Below are 20,668 nucleotides of genomic sequence, written 5' to 3'. Positions count from 1 at the left end.
GCGAGGACGCCGTTTCGGTGGGTTGTGTCGTCGGTTGCTGTGGGTTAGCGGAGTTGGAGTTCGATGGTGTCGTCGTCGTTGAGGACGCTGGCGAGGCCGGCGCCGGCGGCGTAGGCGACGGTGGCGGTGCCGCCGCGGAGGCGGTCGCCGAGGCCGCGTTGTGGGGTGAACTCGCGGACGGTGACGGGTTCGAGGAGTTCGCTCTCGAGTGCTTCTTCGACGTCGCTGCGGTCGCCGAGGTGGTCGACGAACCCGCGTTCGTTGGCGTCGGCGCCGAGGAAGACGCGGGCTTCGGTGTCGCGGATGGTATCGGGGTCGAGGTCGCGGCCGTCGGCGACGCGGTCGACGAACGAGTCGTACTGGTCGTCGATGAGTGACTGGTAGTAGTCGCGTGCGTCGTCGGTGAACTCGGTGAACGGGCGGCCGGCGTCCTTGAATTCGCCGGCGGTCAGGTACTCGACGTCGACGCCGACCTTCTCGGCGAGCGCGGTCGCGTTCGGTTGCGCCATGATGACGCCGATGCTGCCGACGATACTGGATTCCCGCGCCCAGAGTTCGTCGCAGCCGGACGCGATCCAGTACCCGCCGCTCGCGCACACGTCGTTCGTGTACGCGACCGTGGGGCCGTCGAACGCCTGTGCGGCGGTCCGGATGTCGTCGCTCGGGACGACCGCGCCACCGGGCGTGTTGAGTTTCACGAGGAGTGCGTCCACGTTCGAATCCGCGTCAGCGCGCTCGATCTGGTCGACGATGTCGTCGGCGCCGGGTGACGTCGGCGAGGACGGGAGTCGACCACCGCCGCCGTCGCGCGTAATCGGGCCCTTCACCTCGACCTCCGCGACGTTGTACGACGGGAGGAGGCTTCCCGCGACGTTCCCGCCGATGTAGACGACGATGCCAGCGGTCGCGAGCAAGAGCACGACCCGGAGCGGCTCCGGGCCCCATTCGACGAACAGGAACCAGCCAGCCACCACGCCGACGGCCGCCGCCACCAACACGATACCGAACCGAGCGAGTCCACGTGCGTCTACCATACCCTACCCTACGAACGACCACGCAAAAAACGACCGCCGTCACCCGCGTCTCTTGCCACCGGGGCACCGACGTCGGCGACGCGGTCGCTCGTCGTCGTCGACTGAAACAGAACGGGATAGAGAACCGCGCTTAGAGGCGTCCGGCCTTCTGCAGCTTCATGAGGTCCTCGGTGTCGAGCGTCTCGCCGTCCTTGAAGCGCTCGTAGATCTCCTCGGCTTCCTCCTGAACCTCTTCCTTCTTCTTCTCGCGCTCGGCCTGCTCCTCTTCCTCCTCCTGCTTGTCCAGCTCGCGCAGGCGCTTCTGGACGCGCACGAAGTCCTCGTGGTGACGGTCCGCGGCTTCCTGGGCCTGCACGAACTTCTCGTGCATCTCGTCGGCCTCGTCGCGGATGTCGTCGGCTTCACGGTAGGCCTCGATCATCTGGTTGTGGTGCTCTTGGGCGTTGTCGGCGAGCTCCGTCACCTTCTGGTGGTGCTTTGAGGCCTCGGAGCGAACCTCCTCCGCTTCTTCGACGAGCTCGTCGAGGTCCTCGTTGTCGCCCATCTTCTCCTGGCGCTCGGCGTACTCCTCGCGCTTGGACTCGATCTTCTCGATGAGCTCCTTCTCTTCCTCGCTGGAGAGCACTTCGGTCTGCTGCTTGAACTCAAGGTCCTCGATCTCGGACTCGAGCTTCTCGAGATCCTTGCCGTCGTCGAGGTCCATGTCGGACTTCATCCGCTCGACCTTGTCGAACAGCTCGTTGGCGTCCGCGTTGAGGTCGTTGCGCTTCTCCTTGTGCTCCTGGACGAGCTCGTTGAGTTCGTCGCGCTTCTCGCGGTGCTCTTGGGCTTCGTCGACCTTCTCGCGCGTCTTCGCGTTCAGGTCGTCGCGGGAGGACGCGCGCTCGCTCGCCATCTGGTTGAGATCGTTCCGTCGGTCTCGCAGCTGGCCGGCGAGTTTGATGAGCTGGCCCTTGCTCTTGTTCTCGAGGTCGTCCTCGGTAAGCTCTACGTTCTTGGATGTGTCTATCGAATCTACCATGGGTTAGTCAACCCTCTATTCCGTCCCGCGCCGGGGGGATAGCGTGTGCTCGAGACCTGGGTTGACGCGACTGCGATAAGATTCCGTGTCATTCTGGTCTGCGAGCGATGCTACCGGAACACCCGGCGGCGTTCTGGTACCAGTACATACCGCATCATGTAATTTAAATCTGCCGGTCCTCTGAGTCGGCGAAATCGGACGAGGGCGCCCCCACGACGGGCGTGAACGGTTCGCATACCTGGGGTTCGTGTTTATAAATACACCCTTCGGGTGACCTCGCCGGCCGACGTCTCGAACGCGAGGTCGACGACGTCGGCGGTAGCGGGGATCGAGACGGTGCCCGCGGTGGCGGTTCCGAGCGCCGGTGCCTCCACCTGGAACGCGGCGTCGACGTCGTCCGTGGTGACGGTGACGGTTCCCGAGACTGCTGCGGGGGCGTCGTTCACGAGCGCGACCGGGACGGCGCCGGGTGGGTCGGCGGCGAGGAACGCCTGGACGGGTGCGAGTGCGTCGCCGAGTGCGCTCGCGGCGGGTTTCTCGCTGCCGTCGACCGCGTACACGCCCATCCCGCCGCCGGCGTCGACGTCCCGGAGGCAGAACGCCGCGAGGACGTCGCTCCCGTGCCGGCGGAACCCGCTCGCGACCCGCGAGAGGATACGCGCCTGCGTGCCCTGGGAGCGAGCGACGACGTCGTTCCCGGCGACGACTCCACCGCCGTCGCTCGCGGCGTCGTCGCTCGCGCCGCCGTCGCCCGCGGTCCGGTCGCCCCAGGTGCCGGCGTCGGCGTCCGAGAGCACGGCGTCGTGGACGTCCTTATCCAGGTCGACTGGTGCGACCGTGCCGCCGCCCGCGGCGGTGAGCGACCCGGCGCCGAACTCGGTGACGACCCGTGCGGCTTCGGGGTAGGTGTCGGTGAGCCAGTCGACGTCGGCGGCGCGCCCGTACCGCCAGCCGGGGTAGAGGTGGGCGGCGTCTGGCTGGGCACCGAGTGGCCCGCAGACGGGGAACGTGACGGCGTCCGGCGGGAGCGCGCTGGCGACGGCGTCGGCGAGCTCGCGGTCGACGGTCGTTCGCGCGGCTCGCGTCCGGATCCGGTACCGGCTCGTGCGGCCCGTCCCGACGCGTTCAGTGAACGGCTCCACGGGGTCGCCGTGGACGCCGTAGCACGCGACGCTCGGGTGGTGGTCGACGTGAGCGGCGAGTCGACGGGCGAGCGTCCGCCCTCGCTCCACGGACCGGCCGCCGTCGGGGTCGGGCCCGGACAGCGGGAGGTCCTGCGCGACGAACACGCCGGCGTCGTCGGCGGCGTCGTAGAACGACGACGGGAGGACGTGACCGTGCACGCGGACGAGCGTGGCGTTCAGGTCGCGCGCTCGCTCCAGGTCCGCTTCCGGTTCCGTCGTCGGGAGGACGTTCACGCCGCGAGCGCGGACGCGTTCGCCGTTCACGCGCAGGCCGTCGTCGCGGTCGTACGCGACGGTCCGGAACCCCGTCGAGACGGTGCGTTCGTGGTCGGCGAAGCGCGCCCGGACCGTGTAGCGGTTCGGGTCGCCGCGGTCCGCGGGCCACCACGACGCCGGGTCCCGGACGTCGACGGAGTGCGTGACGGTCACGCGCTCGCCCGCGTCCGCTTCGACGGGAACGCGTTCCATGGAGCCGCCGCTCCCGCGGAAGTTCTCGGGGCGGACGGACACCGTGACGGTGTCGTCGACGCGTTCCCCGGCGTCGACGGTGACGGCGACGTCGACGACGCCACGGTCGTCGTCGGGACGGCGCGCGTTCACCGCGAGGTCCGCGAGGTACGCTCGCGGCCGCAGCCGAAGGTGGACGCCCCACCAGATGCCCGGGACGGAGAGCTCGTCGGGAACGACGTCGGACGCGTACGCGCCAGCGTACCCGTCGGTCGGGCGTCGACAGACGACGACGAGCTCGTTCTCCTCGCCGGGCTCGAACTCGAAGCGGGCGGGGGCGAAGTACGTGTCGTGCGTGCCGACGACGTCGCCGTTCAGGTACACGGTCGCGTCGCCGTACAGGCCACGGCAGTCGAGGACCACGCGCTGGCTGGCCGCGCGACGCGGGTCCGGGAAGCGCTTGCGGTACGCGACCGCGTCAGCGCCGGCGAACCGCGTCGGTCGACCGGGAACGGTCACGGGCTCCCAGGACGCGACCGACGGCGGCCCCGCTCCGGCGTCGTCCTCCACCGCACCAGCGTGCCACTGACCACCCATTCGGTGAAAGTGGCGCGGCCCGAACCCATAGGCGTTGTGTCCATTCACCCGTTTCACTTTCACTCCGCGTACGGCTCACCGTCAAGTGGGTGTGGCGCCTATCCGATTCCATGCTGGAAGAACTGACCGCGACGTGCGAGGGCTGTGACGCCGACCTGGACGACGCCGCGTTCGGGCTGGCGATGGACCTCGGTGACGGCGAACGCCGCCTCTACGAGTGCGAGTGCGGCGCCGTGACCGTGACCGTGGTCCGCGGGCGCTAGCGACCGCTGGCGACCGCGGTCCGCGGGCGATAAGTACGCTCGCCGGGAACCGGCGGGCATGACCGACGACGCCCCGAGCACGCACCGCGAGGTCGTGCACGCCACCGGCCACGAGCACGTCACCGCCGAGCACGCGAGCACGTTCGAGGTGACGACCGACGACTGGCTCACGCCCGCCGGCGACTGCATCCTCGCGGTCGACGCCGACCGGTCCCCTGCTGACTTCTCCGACTCGTTCCGCGACGCCGTCCAGGACGCGGCCGCGACCGTCACGATGACGCTCGAGGTCGACGACGCGACGGTGACGTTCGAGGGCCGCGGCCACCCGGGGCTCGCGCTCACCGACGACCGTAGCATGGTCGGCCGCACCTCGACGCACGTCGACGACCGGACGATCATGCTCGAAGCCGACGGCGCCGCCGAGTCCGTCGACCGCGACGTCGTCGACGCGCTCGCCGACGGCGGCGACGTCCGCGTCGTCCTCGAGGTCACGCGCTGACGCGCTGTGGCGCACTCCCGCGGTCAGGTTCCGGGGAGGATGTCGCCGAGGGCGGCGCCGATAGCCATCGGAACCCACGCGACGGAGATGACTGCGGCCGCGACGAGCGGCTCGCCCCAGGCGACGCGCCCCCACGCGGTCATGGAGACGACGGCGAACGCGAGCGAGATGCCGAGCACGCCCGCGAGCCGTCGCGGGACGACGCCCAGCAAGCGATGGGAGACGCGGACGTCCTGGATGTCGCTCACGTAGAGGATGCCGACGACGGCGACGACGGTGAACGCGAGCGTCCCCAGGACGGAGACGGGGTGTGTGGCGAGGAACTCGCCGACCTCGCTCGTCCCACCTTCGACGAGCATCGGGATGCCGAACAGCGCGCTCCCGAGCAGCGCCTCCGCGGCGTCCCCGCGGTCGAACCCGCTGACGACCCGCCCGAACACGCCGACGGGTTCCACCGCGGCCGCGGTCCGCATCGCCGCGGCGACGCGCTCGCGCTCCGCGGGGTCGTCGACCACGTCCGCGAGCGCCTCCAGTTCGTCGTAGAGGTCGCCCATGTCCGGCGGGTCGTCCTCGTCCACGGCCGCTGTGTCGTCGCCCACCGACTCGCTCATGCGGACGACGTCTCGGCCCGGCGGCGTAAGCGCTTCGTCGGGCGAACCGTACTTGCCGCTCGCGCGAGAACCGTCGGTCATGAGCGACGACGCGGAACCGGACGTGAACATCTCCGGTGGGAGCGCGGGCGGCGGCGTCGAGGCGTCGTTCGACCCGGAGACCGCCGGCACGCGCGCCGAAGCGGTCGTCGACCGCCTCGGTGAACTGTACTGGCAGAAGGCTTACGGCGGCCAGGACGGCTTCGAGTGCCTCGTCCGCACCATCCTCAGTCAGAACACGAGCGACGTCGCGAGCCAGCCGGCCCACGACGCGCTCGTCGAGCGATACGGACCGATCGACGACCTGGCGGCGAACCTTGACGCGGCACCCCACGACGAACTCGCGGAGACCATCGCGAGCGCGGGCCTGTACAACCAGAAGGCCGAGAGCATCCATCGCGCCGCCGCGTGGGTGCTCGACGAGTACGGGTCGACGGCGGCGTTCGACGCGTTCGTCCGCGACGGCGACCCCGGCGAGGTCCGCGAGACCCTGCTGGAGGTGAAGGGCGTGGGGCCGAAGACCGCGGACTGCGTGCTCCTGTTCGCGGGCGGCCAGGGCGGCGTCTTTCCGGTGGACACGCACGTCCATCGCATCTACCGGCGGATGGGTATCGCCCCACCGGACGCGGACCACGAGGGCGTCCGCGAGGTCCTGGAACGAGACGTCCCCGCGGAGAAGTGCGGGTTCGGGCATACGGCCACCATCCAGTTCGGTCGGGAGTACTGTTCGGCGCGCAAGCCCGCGTGTCTCGACGACCCCGACGCGTGCCCGCTCGCCGACGTCTGCGATCAGGTCGGCGTCTACCCCGAGAGCGGCGAGGTCGAGGACCCCGCCGACGCGTAGTCGCGAGCGCGAACGGCACTGACCGAGTGGGACGCGAGCGCGAACGGCACGAAGGACCACGTCACGAGTGCGAATACGGCGGGACGAATCGCCGATGCTTTGATACTCGCGTAGTGGTAAGCACCGGTGAATACTCATGGCGGGTCGCTCCGCGGTCGTGCTCGCGGCAGGGTTACCCGCGAGTGTGACGACCGGCGTCCGCGACGCAGTCCCGGCGGCCGGCGTCACGTTTCGAACGTGCGACGCCGACGCCGTCGACCGCGACGCCGTCCTCGGCGTCGATTGCGTCGTCCTCGGCGACGACGACGGGACCGTCGACGCCGTCGACCGGCTCTCGACCATCCGCGACGTCCGTCCCGACGTCCCGGTCGTCCTCGTCCCGACCGACCCGACCCATCGCGTGGCGACCGACGCGGTCGCCCACGACGTCGACGCGTACCTCCCGGTCGAGACCGTCGACGAAACACCAGAAAAACTCGCAGACGCGGTCGCCGAAGCTACAACGCTGCCCGACGACGCGGCCGCGCCCGGGACGGGAGGCGGCCAAGGAACAGGAGATGACGCCGCCGCGACCGCTGACGGCGGCCGGACCACGGCCCCGATCCCGACCGCGGACGACCCGTTCGACCACAGACCCGGCGTCCCGCAACTGGCGAGGGGACTGGAGGACGCCGCACCCGTCGCGAACCGACTCGTCGAACTCGCACCGGACGCGATGTTCGTCGCCGACCTCGAGACGCGCGCAGTCTTGGACGTCAACCAGGCGGCCGCCGACGTCCTCGGGTACGCACCCGAGACGCTCCGCGGCGTCCACGTCACCGAACTCCACCCCGGCGACCCAGCGGACCTCATGACGCAGGTCGACGGCGTCCTCGACGACGGGGACGCCGCCGTCGAACCGCGCTTCGACGCGCTCGACGGCCTCGAGTTCCGGACGCGACGCGGTGAGACCGTCCCGGTCGCGCTCCGCGCCGACACCGTCACTGTCGACGACCGGACGCTCGTCGTCGCCGTCTTCCGGGACGTCAGCGACGAACGCGACCGCATCGAAGCGCTCGAACGTACCGAGCGCCGGCTCCGGAACGTCACCGAAGCGGCGTTCGACATCGTGTTCCGCGTCGACGCCAACGGCGTGTTCGAGTCGGTGTCCGGGACCGTCGAAGCCGTCCTCGGATACGAGCCCGTTGACCTCGTCGACGAACCGTTCTCCACCGTCATCGCGGACGAGGACGCCGACCGAGCGTTCGACGCGTTCGCTCGCGCCCGCGACGGGGAACGCGTCTCCGAACTCCAACTAACGGTCGTCGCCGCCGACCAGCGCCGCCGCCACATCGAGGTGAACATCGTCCCGGTCGTCGTCGACGGCGACGTCCGCGGACTCGAGGGTGCGGCGCGCGACGTCACCCGCCAGTACCAGCGCGAGCGATTGCTCTCCGTCCTGAATCGCGTACTCAGACACAACGTCAGGAACGCCGCGACCGTCCTCACCGGGCACGGCGACGCGCTCGCGGACGCCACGCTCGACACCTCGGTCGAGACGCACGTCGACGCCATCAAGGAGACGAGCGCCGACCTCGTCGCGCTCGGCGAGAAGTCCGCGCGACTCCGACGAGCCGCCCGGAACCAGGACGGGCGCACGGACACCGACGCTGCGACAGCAGTCCGGAGCGCCGTGGCGCGCTTCGAGCTCGCCCCCGAGATACTGTCCGTCGACGGGACCGCCGTCGTGAACGTCGGCGGGGAACTCGAGTTCGCCGTCCACGAACTCCTCGCGAACGCCATCGAACACGGTGGTGACGTCACCACCGTCGCGGTCGACGAGCTGGACGGGTTCGTGACCGTCACCGTCGCCGACGACGGCGACGGCTTCCCGGAGCAGGACCGCCGCGTCCTCGAAGGCGCGGAGGAATCCCCGCTCGAACACGGGAGCGGCCTCGGACTCTGGCTCGTCAACTGGATCACGAGCACCGGCGGCGGGGAGGTCACCGTCGACACCGGCGAGCACGGCACGCGCGTCGAACTACGGCTCGCGAAAGCAGCCCGCTGACCGGCGATCGCCGGCCGTCCCCGCTATCGGCGCCGAGTCATCCGGCGAGCAACCAGACCGCGACGCCCGCGGTCGCGATGCCCGCGACCGTCCGCAGCGACGCCGACTCGTTCAGGAAGAGGACCGCGAGCACCGCCGCGACCACGAAGTAGAGCGCGGACACCGTCGTCACGACGCCCGTACTCCCGCGGTCCAGGCCGACGTAGAACGCGACCGCGCCGACACCCGCGAACACGCCAGCGAGCGCCGCGATACCGAGGCCGCGCGTCGAGAACTCCACGGACGCCGGTCGCGACAGCACGTACCCGAACGCGATGGCTGCGCCCGTCGCGTACGACACGACCATCGCCACCTCCGGCGAGACGTGGTCGGTCGCCACCTCCGCGACCACCGACCAGACGCCCCACGCCACCATCGCCAGGAGTCCGTACGCGACAGGGGAGCTGAGCATGGACGACGCTACCGTGCGTCCTCGACGGCGCCGACGAGTTCCTCGGCGCGTGCCGTCATCTCGTCGTAGTCCTCGCGCTCGAGCGCGTCGTCGGGGACGAGCGAACCGCCTGCGCCGACCATCTCGGCGCCCGCCTCGACGTAGGCACCGGCGTTGTCCGGGCCGACGCCGCCCGTCGGCATCAGCGGGATCTGCGGGAGTGGACCCTTGATGCTCGACAGGTGCCCGGGGCCGTACGAGGACGCCGGGAACACCTTGCAGAGGTCCGCGCCCGCCTCGTAGGCGGTAAGCGCCTCCGTCGGCGTCGCCACCCCCGGCGCCACTGGAACCCCGTATCGGTTACAGGTCTCGACCACGCCCTCGTCGAACGTCGGACTGACGACGAATGACGCGCCCGCGAGCTGGACCTGACGGGCCGTCTCCGAATCCAGGACCGTGCCCGCGCCGACCACGACGTCCTCGCCGCGGTAGTGCTCGGCGAGGGCCTCGATGGCCGCCAGCGAATCGTCGTTCCCCATCGTCACCTCCATCGCCGTCACGCCGCCGTCCCGGAGCGCGTCCCCGACCATCTGGACGTCCGACGCGTCGACCCCTCGAAGTACCGCCACCACGCCGCTCTCGCACATCCGCGAAACCGTCTCGTTCATGTCGCCCAGTCCACTCGGCGACGACATAAACCCACGCACCACGGCGACGTTCGCGGGCCAGTTCGTGCGGTCGGTAGCGACGACGTCTGCGGGCTAGTTCGTGCGGTCGGTAGCGACGACGCTCGCGGGCGAGTTCGTGTGGTCGGTGGCGGCGACGTCCGCTCGTCACGTCGCTTCTCGGACCTGTTCGTGGTAGGACTCCTGGCGCGCGACGTCCCAGAGGAGGTCAGCGACGACGTGAACGTGGAGGACGACCGCGGACACCACGGCCGGTCCCGTCAGTCCTGCCGCGAACAGGCCGCCGACGAGCGCGGTCCCGACGAGGGCGTGCGAGAGCAATCGTTCGAGCGGCCAGACCTCGCCCGGGTCGAATATCTCGTCCTGCGCGAGGAACACGCGCCGAGGGTCGGTCAGGCAGGCGCGGAGCGCGCGCCAGTTCCCGGTCCGGTACCTCGCGACCAGGAAGTGATCGAGGTCGACGCCGACCCCGAGGACGACGGCGTACGCGACCGTCCCCACCGGTTGGAGCGGCGTCGACACGAACGGTGCCAGCGCCACGCCGGCCACGAGCGAGAGGGCGGCGTGATGGCTCGAGTACATCACTCGACGGCGAGGCCCGCCGACGACATGAATCGTACGCACGCCACCCGGGACGGCGAGCTGGGGCGGGGACAGCACAATAGCCAAGACGCTGGGAGTCGGTGCTCGAAGCATGTGGAGGTTCGTGCGTCGGTTGTTGACGGTGCGAACGCTGTTCGCGGTCCTCGGACTGTACGTGCTGGCGGCGGCGAGCGCGCTCGCGTTCCTCGACCTCGGGGGCGCTGGCACGCTGCTGGCGTTCGTGACGCTCGCGTTCTCCGTCGTCGCGATGGGCGTGCTCGGGGCGTACGTCCGGTGGATCCGCAAGGAGGTGGCGGACATGAACTCGCCACCGCGGGACTGGGAACGCGACCGCGTCATCGAAGACGAGTGAGCGGCGCGGACGTCCTTGCAGACGTCGCGTGCCCGACCCGAACCGCGCCGTCGAAAACTTTACTGGATTGCGAGTAAACCATGGGTTATGGGAGTCGACTACGCCGACCTACACGACCCGAACGCGGAGTACACGATGCGCGAGCTCTCGGGTGAGACGATGGGCGTCACACGAGACCGCGGCGGCGGCCGCGACGTCCAGATAACCGACGTCCAGACGACGATGATAGACGGGAACTTCCCGTGGACGCTCGTCCGCATCTACACCGACGCTGGCGTCACCGGTACCGGCGAAGCGTACTGGGGCGCGGGCGTCCCCGAACTCATCGAGCGCATGAAGCCGATGATCGTCGGCGAGAACCCGCTCGACGTCGACCGGCTCTTCGAGCACCTCGTCCAGAAGATGAGCGGCGAAGGCAGCGTCGAGGGCGTCACCGTCACCGCCATCTCGGGTATCGAGGTCGCGCTCCACGACCTCGCCGGGAAGATACTCGACGTCCCCGCCTACCAGCTCCTGGGCGGGAAGTACCGCGACGACGTCCGCGTCTACTGCGACTGTCACACCGAGGAGGAGGCCGACCCGGAGGCGTGTGCGGACGAGGCCGAGCGCGTCGTCGAGGAACTCGGGTACGACGCCCTGAAGTTCGACCTCGACGTCCCGAGCGGGCTGGAGAAGGACCGCGCGAACCGCCATCTCCGCCCGGGCGAGATCCGCCACAAGGCCGAGATCGTCGAGAAGGTCACCGAGCGCGTGAAGGACCGTGCGGACGTCGCGTTCGACTGTCACTGGACGTTCTCGGGCGGGAGCGCGAAGCGACTCGCGAGCGCCATCGAGGAGTACGACGTCTGGTGGCTCGAGGACCCGGTGCCGCCGGAGAACCTCGAGGTCCAGGAGGAGGTGACGAAGTCGACGACGACGCCGATCACGGTCGGCGAGAACCGGTATCGCGTCACCGAGGAGCGCCGCCTCATCGAGAACCAGGCGGTCGACATCGTCGCGCCGGACCTGCCGAAGGTCGGCGGGATGCGGGAGACGCGGAAGGTCGCGGACGTCGCGAACCAGTACTACGTGCCGGTCGCGATGCACAACGTGTCCTCGCCCGTGGCGACGATGGCGAGCGCGCACGTCGCCGCCGCCATCCCGAACTCGCTCGCCGTCGAGTACCACAGCTACGAGCTCGGCTGGTGGGAGGACCTCGTCGAGGAGGACGTCATCGAGGACGGCTACATCACGGTCCCCGAGGAGCCGGGGCTGGGCGTGACGCTCGACATGGACGCCGTCGAGGCGCACATGGTCGACGGCGAGGAGTTGTTCGACGAGGCGTGAAACGACTCGTCGAGTCAGCGAATCTCTGATTCGCGTTGTTCGACTGAGCGGAGCGAAGTCGAGTCGGCGGGGCTCCGGGTCGCGGGGTTCGAGGATGCGGGGGCTGTCTCGTCGGTAAGTGGTCGGTATCGGTGACGTATCGTTTTTCGCGCTGGGGTCGTCGTCGTGAGTGAGGCGTGCACTCGAGTTGCGGGCCGTCGGTCGAAGGCCGGTCGCTCCAGTCGCTTCGAGAGCAACTGCAAATATGCGTGATTCATGACCGACGAGACGGACGGTGACGTGGAGCCGGTTCGAGGCGGTGACGCGTCTGGTGGGAGTGACGACGCTGCGCGTGACGACGTTGCGGACGATGCTGATCGTGAACCTGGAGCGGGTTCGGGTGCGCGAACGACGCTGGCGTCGGACGCGTCGCGGTCGGACGTTCGCGGCCTGGAGTCGTGGCTGTCCGAACTCGACCGGAGTCGGGTCGCGCTCTGGGTCGTGGCGGTCGCGTTCGCGACCGTGTTCGCGTGGGTGCTCTGGCAGTACGTCGGGACCGTCGTCGTGGGTCTGTTCGCGTACTACGTCACGCGTCCCGTGTTCTCGCGGATCGTGCAGCCCCGCGTCGGCTCGCGGACGCTCGCCGTGGTCCTGACGCTGCTCACGGTCGGGCTGCCCGTGCTCGTACTGGTAGGGTGGACGGTGTTCGTCGCGGTGAGCGCGCTCGCGGGCGTCCTCGACAGCGACGTCGGTGGGCAGTTCGCTGCACTCGTCGAACCGTACGCGGACCTGAACGCGATCGTCGCGGACGTGACGGCGGACCTCCAGGCCGTGCTCGCGGACCCGACCTCGATCGCGGACCTCCAGCTCGGCGGCAGCATCACCGAGGTCCTGGACCTCTTCCTCGGGACGCTCGGTCAGCTGTTCAACGTCCTCCTGCACGCGTTCGTCGTGCTCATCATCACGTTCTACCTGCTCCGCGACGACCACAAGGTCGCGGCGTGGGCGCGCGAGACGTTCGTCGCCCCGGAGAGCGTCCTGCACGCGTACTTCGTCGCCGTCGACCGCGACCTCAAGAACGTGTTCTTCGGGAACATCCTGAACGCGCTCCTCACGGGGTTCCTCGCGGTCGTCACGTTCCTCGTCCTGAACGCCGTCTCGCCGCCGTCGGTCGCGATCCCCGAGGCCGTGCTCGTCGGCTTGCTCGTCGGCGTCGCGAGCCTCGTGCCAGTCATCGGCATCAAGCTCGTGACGCTCCCGCTGGCCGCGTACCTCTTCGGCGTCGTCGCGCTCGCGAACCCCCAGGACGTCTGGTTCCCCGCGGTCTTCCTCGCCGTCTCGTTCGTCGTCGTCGACTACGTCCCCGACCAGCTCCTCCGGCCGTACGTGAGCGGGCGGACGCTCCACGTCGGGCTCGTGATGCTCGCGTACACGCTCGGGCCCGTCCTCTTCGGGTGGTACGGGATCTTCCTCGGGCCGCTCGTTCTCGTGGTCCTCTTCGAGTTCGCGCGCGTCGTCGTCCCGTGGCTCTATCACCCCGGCGACCCGCCGCAGTTCGACGCGCACGAGGACGCCGAAGCCGTCCTCGACGACGCGACCAGCGAGCGCGACGCTGGTTCGTCCACGGCCGATGTCGACCGTGACTCGTCGACGCACGAGGCGGACGCGAGCGACCGGTCGGCGCCGGGGACGGACGCGAGCGAGCACTGACGGGGGCGAGAGCCGGGAGCCGTCGCTCGCTACTCGTCGACGTCGGCGTAGAGACGGACGAGTCCGCACTCGGGGCACATGCCGGCGTCGACGGGGACGCTTTCGTTCATCCCGAGCTTCCCGAGGAGGCCCTCCTTCTTCTCGCCGGTGCGAACGTGTGGTTTCCAGGCGTCCTGCATCCCGAAGTCGACGGCTTCGAGCGTGACGCCGCAGTCCGGACAGCGGTGGTCCATGCGCGACCGTACTCCTGTCCGTCTCTTGAAAATACGGGTTCGCGTGCCGGTGCGAGCGGTCGTCGAGGCTCGGTCGCATGGGCGACCGGTCGCTCAACAGGTCGACTTCGGGTTGACGCCCATCTCCGTGAGGGAGTCGGCGTACTCGTCGTACGCGAGTTGCACGGCGTACTCGGCGGTCGCCCGCGCGCGCTCCCAGTCCTCGTCGGTCTCGCAGATGGCGTCGAGGACCGCGAGGCCGCGTTCGAGTTCGTCGTCGGTGTCGGCCTTCAGGTCGCGGAAGAGGTCCGCGCCGGCCTCGTCGGCTTCGTTCACGTAGAACCCGATCACCTGCGTGTGAGCGCGGACGCTGACGAGCGGACGGCCGACGAGCGCGCCGGCGACGCGCGAGATGGCGTCCTCGCGTTCGCGGAGGTACCCGTGGACCGCGCCAGCGTGGTCGGGTTCCGGTCGAGCCCCGAGGCGCTCGCAGACGCGGTCGTAGTGCTCGGCCTCCTGTTCGGCGACCGCCTCGAACGCCGCCCGCGCGCGGTCGTCGTCCTCCACCGACGCGAGCGCCTCGAACGTCTCGCGGGCCAGGTACTCGCTCTCGGCGACCGCGTCGAGTATCGTCGACTCGGAGAGGTCCGCGTCGGTGAGTGCGATGAGGTACTTCGAGGACCCGAGGCGGTCCAGTTCGGATTGGTTCTCGCGCTCGACGGTCTCGCGGAGGGCTGGTGCGTCCATGCTCGGTGGATTCGAGCGCGAGGGCTTGAACTTTATCTCACCACGACCCGTACGGGCACGTATGACTCCGCAGGACGTCTCTGACGCGCCGACGGTGACGCCGCGAGTGCTCGCGGACCGCGTTGCTCGCGGGGACCACGTCACCGTCCTCGACCTCAGGAACCGCGACGAGGTCGAGGCGTGGCGCATCGCCGGGCCGAACGTCGACGTCGAGCAGGTGCCGTACGCGCGGTTCGTGCAAGCGCAGGTGACCGGTGACGTCGCCGACCTGGTCGCGGACGTCGACGAACCGGTCGTCGTCGTGTGCGCGGTCGGCGAAGCGAGTGCGGAGGTCGCGAACGCGCTCGCCGACGACGGCGTCGACGCCGTCCACCTCGAGGACGGCATGGAGGGGTGGGCGCGACTCATCACGGCCACGGAGACGGAGACGACCGCGGGCACGCTCGTCCAGTACGACCGGCCGTCCTCGGGGTGCCTGAGTTACCTCCTGGTCGCGGGCGACGAGGCGGTCGTCGTCGACCCGCTCCGGGCGTTCACCGACCGGTACGCGCGCGACGCCAGCGACCGCGGCGCGAACATCGTGTACGCCATCGACACGCACGTTCACGCGGACCACGTCTCTGGCGTCCGGAACGTCGCACGTGGTACCGACGCGCAGCCGGTGCTCCCCGAGGGCGCTCGCGAACGCGGCCTCACGTACGGGGCGCGTCCGCTCGCGGCCGGCGAGACGCTCCAGTTCGGGGACGCCGAACTGCGAGCGGTCGGACTCCCGGGGCACACCTCGGAGATGACCGGTATCGAGTTCGGGGACGTCGTCCTCGTCGGTGACTCCGTGTTCATCGAGGGCGTCGCGCGCCCGGACCTCGAAGCGCAACTCGCCGCGGACCCGGACGCGGCCACCGAGGAACTCGCCGAACACCTGTATCGGACCGTCACCGACACCCTCGGCTCGCTCTCGCCCGGGACGCGCCTGTTCCCCGGGCACCACGAACCCGGTGTCGCGCGCACCGACGACGGGACGTTCGCCATCACGGTCGAGGGCGTTCACGACCTGCTCGACGCACTCGGTCGGGACCGCGACGCGTTCGTGGACGCGGTCCGCTCGGAGTCCCCGCCACCCAAGAACTACGAGCGGATCATCGACGTGAACCTCGGCCGAGAGACCATCGACGACGAGACCGCGTTCGAGCTCGAGCTCGGCCCGAACAACTGCGCAGCTGACTGACCACGTCCCGGAGACCGACGGCGTCGGTCACCGAGGCAGGGCTCGACGAGGGGTCTCGGGAGACGCGAAGAGAAGCGACGATCGTGGCGAATCGATGCGGTCAGTCGCGGAGGAACTCGGTCACCATGCTCTCAGTCGCGGAGGAACTCGGTCACGGTGCCGACGAGGACGACGCCCGCGAACAGCGAGCCGATGAGGAGCAGGACGTCCAGTTGGACGTAGAACGCGACGAGCGCGAACAGGACCCCGTTCACCGCGGCGAGACCCTGGTTGGTCGAGTCCCCGTCGAACGTCGTGAACGGCGTAGCGAGCAGTCCACCGGCCGCGAACGCGAGGAGCGAGGCGAACAGCGTGGTGACGATACCGGCCATACGCCACGGAACGACGTCTCGTTATAAAAGCCGTGCGGAGTCGCCTCGACCGTCTCCCTCGTGGTGACCGTTCGCGGCGACGGTCGCGGTCAGTCGTCGGCGGCCGCAGCGTCCTCCGTCATCGCCTCGACGTCGCCCTCGATGCTCGGCGGGTACTTCCCGCGGTCGAGTACGAGGTCCGAGTTCGGGCGCGCCATACAGGTCAACGCGTACGCCTCCTTCTCCTCGTCCGTGAGTCCACGGGCAGCGGGCTGGGTGACCTCGCCCTCGACGATCTCCGCCGAGCACGCCAGACACATCCCGACGCGACACGAGTACTCCTGGGCGATGCCCTCCTCGATGCATCGCTTCAGGATGGTCTGCTTGTCGGAGACGGTGATGGACTCGCCCGTCCCAACGAACTCCACGGTGTAGTCGGTCATACCGCCGTCTTCTGGCAGCGCGAAGAAAACTCTTTATGCCTATTCTGGCGCCCTACGGGCGACGGAATCGCACGTAAAGTTTCTTCATAGTGGCGCGATTCTCCGGGCGTATGACCACGCACGAGTACGACGTCGTCGTCGTCGGCGCCGGCACATCGGGTTGCTACGCCGCGGCGACGGTCGCCCGCGCGGGCTACGACGTCGTCGTCGTCGAACGCAAGACCGAATCGGAAGCCGGCCACATCGCGTGCGGCGACGCCCTGAAGGGCGCGGACGCGTTCCCCGAAGCCATCCCGAAGTCGAAGATCCAGTCGGCGTTCACGAACACGGACGTCGACCACGGTCGCTTCGAGATACCCCAGGAGGACACCGTGCTCGACATCCCGGTCCCGGGCGAGCTCGCGGTCATCGACCGCTGGGAGTACGGGCGCCTCATCATCGAGGGCGCGAACGAAGCCGGCGCCGAGTTCCACTACGACACCGTCGTCCAGGACGTCATGCAGGCCGACGACGGGCAGGTCGCCGGCGTCCGCGGGAAACGCACCGGCGACGTCGTCACGTACGACGCTGACGTCGTCGTCGACGCCGCCGGGTCGCTGAGCATCCTCCAGGACAAGGCCGACCTCGAGCGCGCGACGTTCGACACGAACGTGAACTACTCGCAGTTCTGTTCGGCGTACCGCGAGATCGTCGAGGTCGACGAGCCCGTGGAGTGGTCCGACGCGCTCGTGTTCAAGCCGACCGAGCGCGCTGCAGGGTACCTCTGGTACTTCCCGCGGACGGAGACGGAGATCAACGCCGGACTCGGGTTCCAGATGACGGAGGAGCCGATGCAGCTCGTCGAGGACCTCAAACGCGACCTCCGCAGTCGCCCGGAGTTCCAGGGCGCGGAGGTCACGGACAAGCTCGGCGCGGCGCTCCCGACGCGACGCCCGTACGACTCGGCGGTCGCACCCGGGTTCGTCGCGGTCGGCGACGCCGCAGGGCACGTGAACCCGACGACCGGTGGCGGTATCGCGGGTGCGGCGTACGCCGGGAAGTACGCGGCCGAGCAAGCGATCGACGCCATCGAGGACGGTGACGTCGGCGAAGCGGCGCTCTGGGAGTACAACGAGCGCGTCATGGAGCACTTCGGCGGTCGGTACGCAGCGCTCGACGTGTACAACATCCTGTCGACCGCGGTCGACGTGGACGACCTCATGGGGCTCATGGCAGCACTCCCCGGGGAGAACCTCGCGGAGGCGCTCTACGAGGGGTCGACGAGCTTCGGTCTCCGCCTCAAACTGAAGGCGGCGATCAAGAGCTTCGGGTACTGGGGGCAGATATACGACTTCTACAAGACGAAGAACGTCGCGGACGACCTCCTCAGCCACTACGAGGACTACCCGAGTTCGCCCGAGGCGTTCGAGATGTGGCAGAGTCGCCGCGACGACATCATGGAGGACGTGTACGCGACGACCGGCGCGGACCCGAAGTACTGACTGGACTCACCCGAGACGCCCTCCGTCCGTTCTCGATCTGCGACTGTTTCACCGACCGACGTGCGCGTTGACCTCGTCGGGTCGTCGTTCCCCGTCCTCGAACCCGGAGGTATGGCGAGCGAGCGAGAGCACGGCGAGTGCGTTCCCGGCGAGCGTCGGGGCTGCAGGGGCCCACGCGTCGACGCTCGCGGCGACCGCGAGCGCGACCAGTCCCCCGAGCGCGTACGTGAGGACGCCCAGAGGGCGCGCCCACGCGCTCGTCCGCCAGAGGCCGGCGGCGACGACGAGTCCGACGACCGCGACCAGCACACCGAGTCCCGCGACGACCGCCGGCACCGGGCCGGTGTTCGCGTAGTCGGTCAGGACGGTGACGAGTGCGACGAGGAGGGCTGCGCCGAGCACCGACCAGCACGACAACAGCGTCAGCGCGAGCGGGCGACGTGGCATACGACAGAACAAGTCAACGAAGCAAGAAAAAACGACTGCCTGACAGTTCACCGACGAATCGTCCCCGACGTCCACACTGCCGGTGACCTCGCCGCCACCGGCCGGGGGTCCACCGGACCGAGGAAGCGCCTCAGCGGAAGCCGGTGCCGATGTCGGTCGCGTGCTCGTCGCTGGTGTCCGTGCATCCACCGACCTCGACGTCCTCGGACGCGAGCAGCGCGACGACGCCGATGGCGTTGATACCGGCCATGACGCCACCCACGAGTGCGGTCGGCGTGGCGTCCAGGTTCGTCGCTATCATCGTGCCGAACGCGACCGCCGCCCCGACGTAGATGGGGATGGCGAGCTTCCGCGCGGCCGGCCGCATCACGAACACGCCCGTGGACGTGCCGACGACGAGGAACCCGCCGACGAAGTAGCCGACGACCGCCAGCAGCGACCCGGGTGCGAAGTGCAGGCCGACGAGGAACTCTAGCAGGCCGATCGAGAGCGCGAACGCGCCCGTCAGGAGTCCACAGACGGCTGCGACCACGGTTCCAGTCGCACGTTCTTTCCGCTTTGCCATACACACGTCGATACGCTGCATTATAATAAAATTTCCGTAGTGGAGTATTGAATTATTCCTCGGGTCGGGTTGTGTGTTCCGTACTGGCGGGTGCGGATACTGGGACCGAGACGGAAGGACCGGGAGGAGAGAGCCGGAGGGCGTTCCGGACGTGCCAGAGAAGTCGTTCGGCGCGTGTCAGGGACGGCGGTCGGCGACGCGCTCGATGGCGCCGACGAGGACGTCGACGCCGACGGGGAGCGAGTCCTCGTCGACGTCGAACGTCGCGGTGTGGTGGCCGCCCGGGTGGTCGGTGCCGACGCCGACGTAGCACGCGAGCCCGCCGCGGTCCTGCACGGACTGCATGAGGAAGGTCGCGTCCTCGCTCCCGCCGAGGGCGTCGCGCTCGACGATGGACGTGACGCCGTCCGTGCCGTCGGCGGCGTCCATCACGAAGTCGACGAGCGCCTGGTCGCTCGTCGCGCTCGGCGCCTGCCCGCCGAGTTCGACGTCGAACTCGCAGTCGTGCATCCGTGCGGCGCCCGCGACGACGTCCTGCACGCGGTCGCTCATGTAGTCCTTCAACTCGGTCGTCTCGCCGCGTACCTCGACCTGCGCGCGGACCGCCTCCGGGATGATGTTCGACGCCGTCCCGCCTTCGACGACCCCGGCGTTCACGCGCGTCGCACCGTCGGAGTGCCGACTGATACCGTACATGTTCTGGACGGCCGCGGCCATCGCCTGCATCGCGTTCCGGCCCTCCTCGGGCTTCGCACCCGCGTGCCCGGGTGCCCCGTGGAAGTCGACGTCGAGGTGTTCGACCGCGAGGAACCCGTCGATGCCCGCGACTACCTCCCCGGTGGGGTGGTCGAGGCCGAGGTGGAGCGCGTACAGGTAGTCGACGTCGTCGACGTGCTCGCTCGTCGCCATCGCCTTCCCGCCGCCGATGACCTCCTCGGCGGGCTGGAAGAACACCTTCAGCGTTCCCGAGAACTCGCTGTCGCGGATGGCCTCGACGACGCCGAGCCCGATCGTCGCGTGGCCGTCGTGCCCGCAGGCGTGCATCGCGCCCGTCTCCGAGCGGAACCCTTCGCGAGCCGGCACGTGCTCGTCGTCCGTCGACTCCGCGCGCGGCAGCCCGTCGATGTCGACGCGGAGGCCGACCGTCGGTCCCGGGCCGCAGTCGACGACGGCGACGCAGCCGGTGTACCCGCCGTCCATCGTCGCGAGCGTGTCCTCGTCGACGCCCGCCTCCCGGGCGCGTTCGAGCCAGTCGGCGAGCTCCGCACCTTCGGGGACGGCCATCCTGCTGTCGCCGTCGAGCGCGTCGCGCCCGACGTACAGCTCGTCGACGCCGATGGATTCAAGCTCCTCGACGATACGGGCGGTCGTCCAGAACTCGCGCCACGCAGGTTCGGGATGCCGGTGGAACTCGCGTCGCAGTGCGACCAGGCGGTCGCGGTCGACGTGTGACATGCGTGGGTCGACGACCGCCGCGCACTTAACTCGCACCGACGCGGAGAACCGCACCGTCGGTCGACCAGTCG

General features: G+C 69.4%; 23 protein-coding genes. 9 read left to right on the top strand and 14 right to left on the bottom strand.

The features are described 5' to 3' along the window. Positions 1-44 precede the first annotated feature (44 nt). The 3 genes from sppA to LI336_RS05035 all read right to left on the bottom strand — a co-directional run bounded on the left by sppA (position 45) and on the right by LI336_RS05035 (position 4,283). Positions 45-1,034: a signal peptide peptidase SppA gene (sppA, locus tag LI336_RS05045; RefSeq protein ID WP_227131556.1), complete on the bottom strand. Its 990-nt coding sequence runs from the start codon at positions 1,032-1,034 to the stop codon at positions 45-47. 130 nt (positions 1,035-1,164) lie between these two features. After that, positions 1,165-2,055, bottom strand: a complete 891-nt coding sequence (locus LI336_RS05040; RefSeq protein ID WP_227131555.1) for a coiled-coil protein — start codon at positions 2,053-2,055, stop codon at positions 1,165-1,167. Positions 2,056-2,306: 251 nt separating this feature from the next. Further along, positions 2,307-4,283, bottom strand: coding sequence for a glycoside hydrolase family 2 protein (locus tag LI336_RS05035; protein WP_227131554.1), 1,977 nt, complete (start codon positions 4,281-4,283; stop codon positions 2,307-2,309). 110 nt (positions 4,284-4,393) lie between these two features. Here LI336_RS05035 and LI336_RS05030 point away from each other — a divergent pair, with 110 nt between their 5' ends. Further along, on the top strand, positions 4,394-4,546 hold the full coding sequence (locus LI336_RS05030; RefSeq protein WP_227131553.1) for a hypothetical protein: 153 nt from the start codon (positions 4,394-4,396) through the stop codon (positions 4,544-4,546). A gap of 58 nt (positions 4,547-4,604) precedes the next feature. After that, positions 4,605-5,045 (top strand): DUF371 domain-containing protein, encoded by a 441-nt coding sequence (locus LI336_RS05025; RefSeq protein ID WP_227131552.1) that lies wholly within the window; start codon positions 4,605-4,607, stop codon positions 5,043-5,045. A 23-nt stretch (positions 5,046-5,068) separates the two neighbouring features. Here the strand turns inward: LI336_RS05025 and LI336_RS05020 are convergent, their stop codons facing one another. Then, entirely contained in the window at positions 5,069-5,656 is a 588-nt protein-coding gene (locus LI336_RS05020; RefSeq protein ID WP_227131551.1) for a TIGR02587 family membrane protein, read from the bottom strand. Between the two features lie 79 nt (positions 5,657-5,735). On the opposite strand from LI336_RS05020, the gene LI336_RS05015 reads away from it, so the two are divergent. Beyond that, a complete protein-coding gene (locus LI336_RS05015; RefSeq protein ID WP_227131550.1) occupies positions 5,736-6,539 on the top strand; it encodes an endonuclease III domain-containing protein in 804 nt (267 codons plus the stop codon). Between the two features lie 136 nt (positions 6,540-6,675). Beyond that, positions 6,676-8,586 (top strand): PAS domain S-box protein, encoded by a 1,911-nt coding sequence (locus LI336_RS05010; RefSeq protein ID WP_227131549.1) that lies wholly within the window; start codon positions 6,676-6,678, stop codon positions 8,584-8,586. 37 nt (positions 8,587-8,623) lie between these two features. On the opposite strand, the gene LI336_RS05005 is transcribed toward LI336_RS05010, so the two are convergent. The 3 genes from LI336_RS05005 to LI336_RS04995 all read right to left on the bottom strand — a co-directional run bounded on the left by LI336_RS05005 (position 8,624) and on the right by LI336_RS04995 (position 10,284). Further along, entirely contained in the window at positions 8,624-9,037 is a 414-nt protein-coding gene (locus LI336_RS05005; protein WP_227131548.1) for an EamA family transporter, read from the bottom strand. 8 nt (positions 9,038-9,045) lie between these two features. Beyond that, complete coding sequence (locus LI336_RS05000; RefSeq protein ID WP_227131547.1) at positions 9,046-9,684, bottom strand: bifunctional 4-hydroxy-2-oxoglutarate aldolase/2-dehydro-3-deoxy-phosphogluconate aldolase; 639 nt, start codon at positions 9,682-9,684, stop codon at positions 9,046-9,048. A 165-nt stretch (positions 9,685-9,849) separates the two neighbouring features. Continuing rightward, entirely contained in the window at positions 9,850-10,284 is a 435-nt protein-coding gene (locus tag LI336_RS04995; protein ID WP_227131546.1) for a hypothetical protein, read from the bottom strand. Positions 10,285-10,396: 112 nt separating this feature from the next. On the opposite strand from LI336_RS04995, the gene LI336_RS04990 reads away from it, so the two are divergent. The 3 genes from LI336_RS04990 to LI336_RS04980 all read left to right on the top strand — a co-directional run bounded on the left by LI336_RS04990 (position 10,397) and on the right by LI336_RS04980 (position 13,672). After that, positions 10,397-10,657, top strand: a complete 261-nt coding sequence (locus tag LI336_RS04990) for a hypothetical protein (protein ID WP_227131545.1) — start codon at positions 10,397-10,399, stop codon at positions 10,655-10,657. An 87-nt stretch (positions 10,658-10,744) separates the two neighbouring features. Then, positions 10,745-11,983, top strand: a complete 1,239-nt coding sequence (locus tag LI336_RS04985) for a mandelate racemase/muconate lactonizing enzyme family protein (RefSeq protein WP_227131544.1) — start codon at positions 10,745-10,747, stop codon at positions 11,981-11,983. Between the two features lie 255 nt (positions 11,984-12,238). Further along, positions 12,239-13,672 (top strand): AI-2E family transporter, encoded by a 1,434-nt coding sequence (locus LI336_RS04980; protein ID WP_227131543.1) that lies wholly within the window; start codon positions 12,239-12,241, stop codon positions 13,670-13,672. 29 nt (positions 13,673-13,701) lie between these two features. Here the strand turns inward: LI336_RS04980 and LI336_RS04975 are convergent, their stop codons facing one another. Together LI336_RS04975 and LI336_RS04970 are read right to left on the bottom strand one after the other, a co-directional pair. Then, positions 13,702-13,905: a hypothetical protein gene (locus LI336_RS04975; protein ID WP_227131542.1), complete on the bottom strand. Its 204-nt coding sequence runs from the start codon at positions 13,903-13,905 to the stop codon at positions 13,702-13,704. A gap of 93 nt (positions 13,906-13,998) precedes the next feature. Next, on the bottom strand, positions 13,999-14,631 hold the full coding sequence (locus LI336_RS04970; protein WP_227131541.1) for a ferritin family protein: 633 nt from the start codon (positions 14,629-14,631) through the stop codon (positions 13,999-14,001). 61 nt (positions 14,632-14,692) lie between these two features. Between LI336_RS04970 and LI336_RS04965 the strand changes: the two genes are divergently transcribed. Continuing rightward, complete coding sequence (locus LI336_RS04965; RefSeq protein WP_227131540.1) at positions 14,693-15,856, top strand: MBL fold metallo-hydrolase; 1,164 nt, start codon at positions 14,693-14,695, stop codon at positions 15,854-15,856. A gap of 131 nt (positions 15,857-15,987) precedes the next feature. Here LI336_RS04965 and LI336_RS04960 read toward each other — a convergent pair whose 3' ends face one another. Both LI336_RS04960 and LI336_RS04955 read right to left on the bottom strand, forming a co-directional pair. Beyond that, the gene (locus tag LI336_RS04960; RefSeq protein ID WP_227131539.1) at positions 15,988-16,227 is read right to left on the bottom strand and encodes a hypothetical protein; all 240 of its coding nucleotides are present in this window, start codon (positions 16,225-16,227) and stop codon (positions 15,988-15,990) included. A gap of 89 nt (positions 16,228-16,316) precedes the next feature. Continuing rightward, complete coding sequence (locus LI336_RS04955; protein WP_227131538.1) at positions 16,317-16,649, bottom strand: 2Fe-2S iron-sulfur cluster-binding protein; 333 nt, start codon at positions 16,647-16,649, stop codon at positions 16,317-16,319. Positions 16,650-16,759: 110 nt separating this feature from the next. Between LI336_RS04955 and LI336_RS04950 the strand changes: the two genes are divergently transcribed. Beyond that, positions 16,760-18,130, top strand: coding sequence for a geranylgeranyl reductase family protein (locus LI336_RS04950; RefSeq protein ID WP_227131537.1), 1,371 nt, complete (start codon positions 16,760-16,762; stop codon positions 18,128-18,130). Between the two features lie 48 nt (positions 18,131-18,178). Here LI336_RS04950 and LI336_RS04945 read toward each other — a convergent pair whose 3' ends face one another. The 3 genes from LI336_RS04945 to LI336_RS04935 all read right to left on the bottom strand — a co-directional run bounded on the left by LI336_RS04945 (position 18,179) and on the right by LI336_RS04935 (position 20,597). Beyond that, positions 18,179-18,577, bottom strand: coding sequence for a hypothetical protein (locus tag LI336_RS04945; protein WP_227131536.1), 399 nt, complete (start codon positions 18,575-18,577; stop codon positions 18,179-18,181). Between the two features lie 130 nt (positions 18,578-18,707). Beyond that, positions 18,708-19,142, bottom strand: coding sequence for a hypothetical protein (locus tag LI336_RS04940; protein ID WP_227131535.1), 435 nt, complete (start codon positions 19,140-19,142; stop codon positions 18,708-18,710). A 177-nt stretch (positions 19,143-19,319) separates the two neighbouring features. Continuing rightward, positions 19,320-20,597: an amidohydrolase gene (locus tag LI336_RS04935; RefSeq protein ID WP_227131534.1), complete on the bottom strand. Its 1,278-nt coding sequence runs from the start codon at positions 20,595-20,597 to the stop codon at positions 19,320-19,322. Positions 20,598-20,668 lie beyond the last annotated feature (71 nt).

The sequence above is a fragment of the Halorubellus salinus genome, from assembly GCF_020567525.1.
Classification (GTDB): domain Archaea; phylum Halobacteriota; class Halobacteria; order Halobacteriales; family Natrialbaceae; genus Halorubellus; species Halorubellus salinus.
The sequence above is the reverse complement of the archived record's forward strand: the minus strand, read 5'-3'. Positions and strand labels throughout refer to the sequence as shown.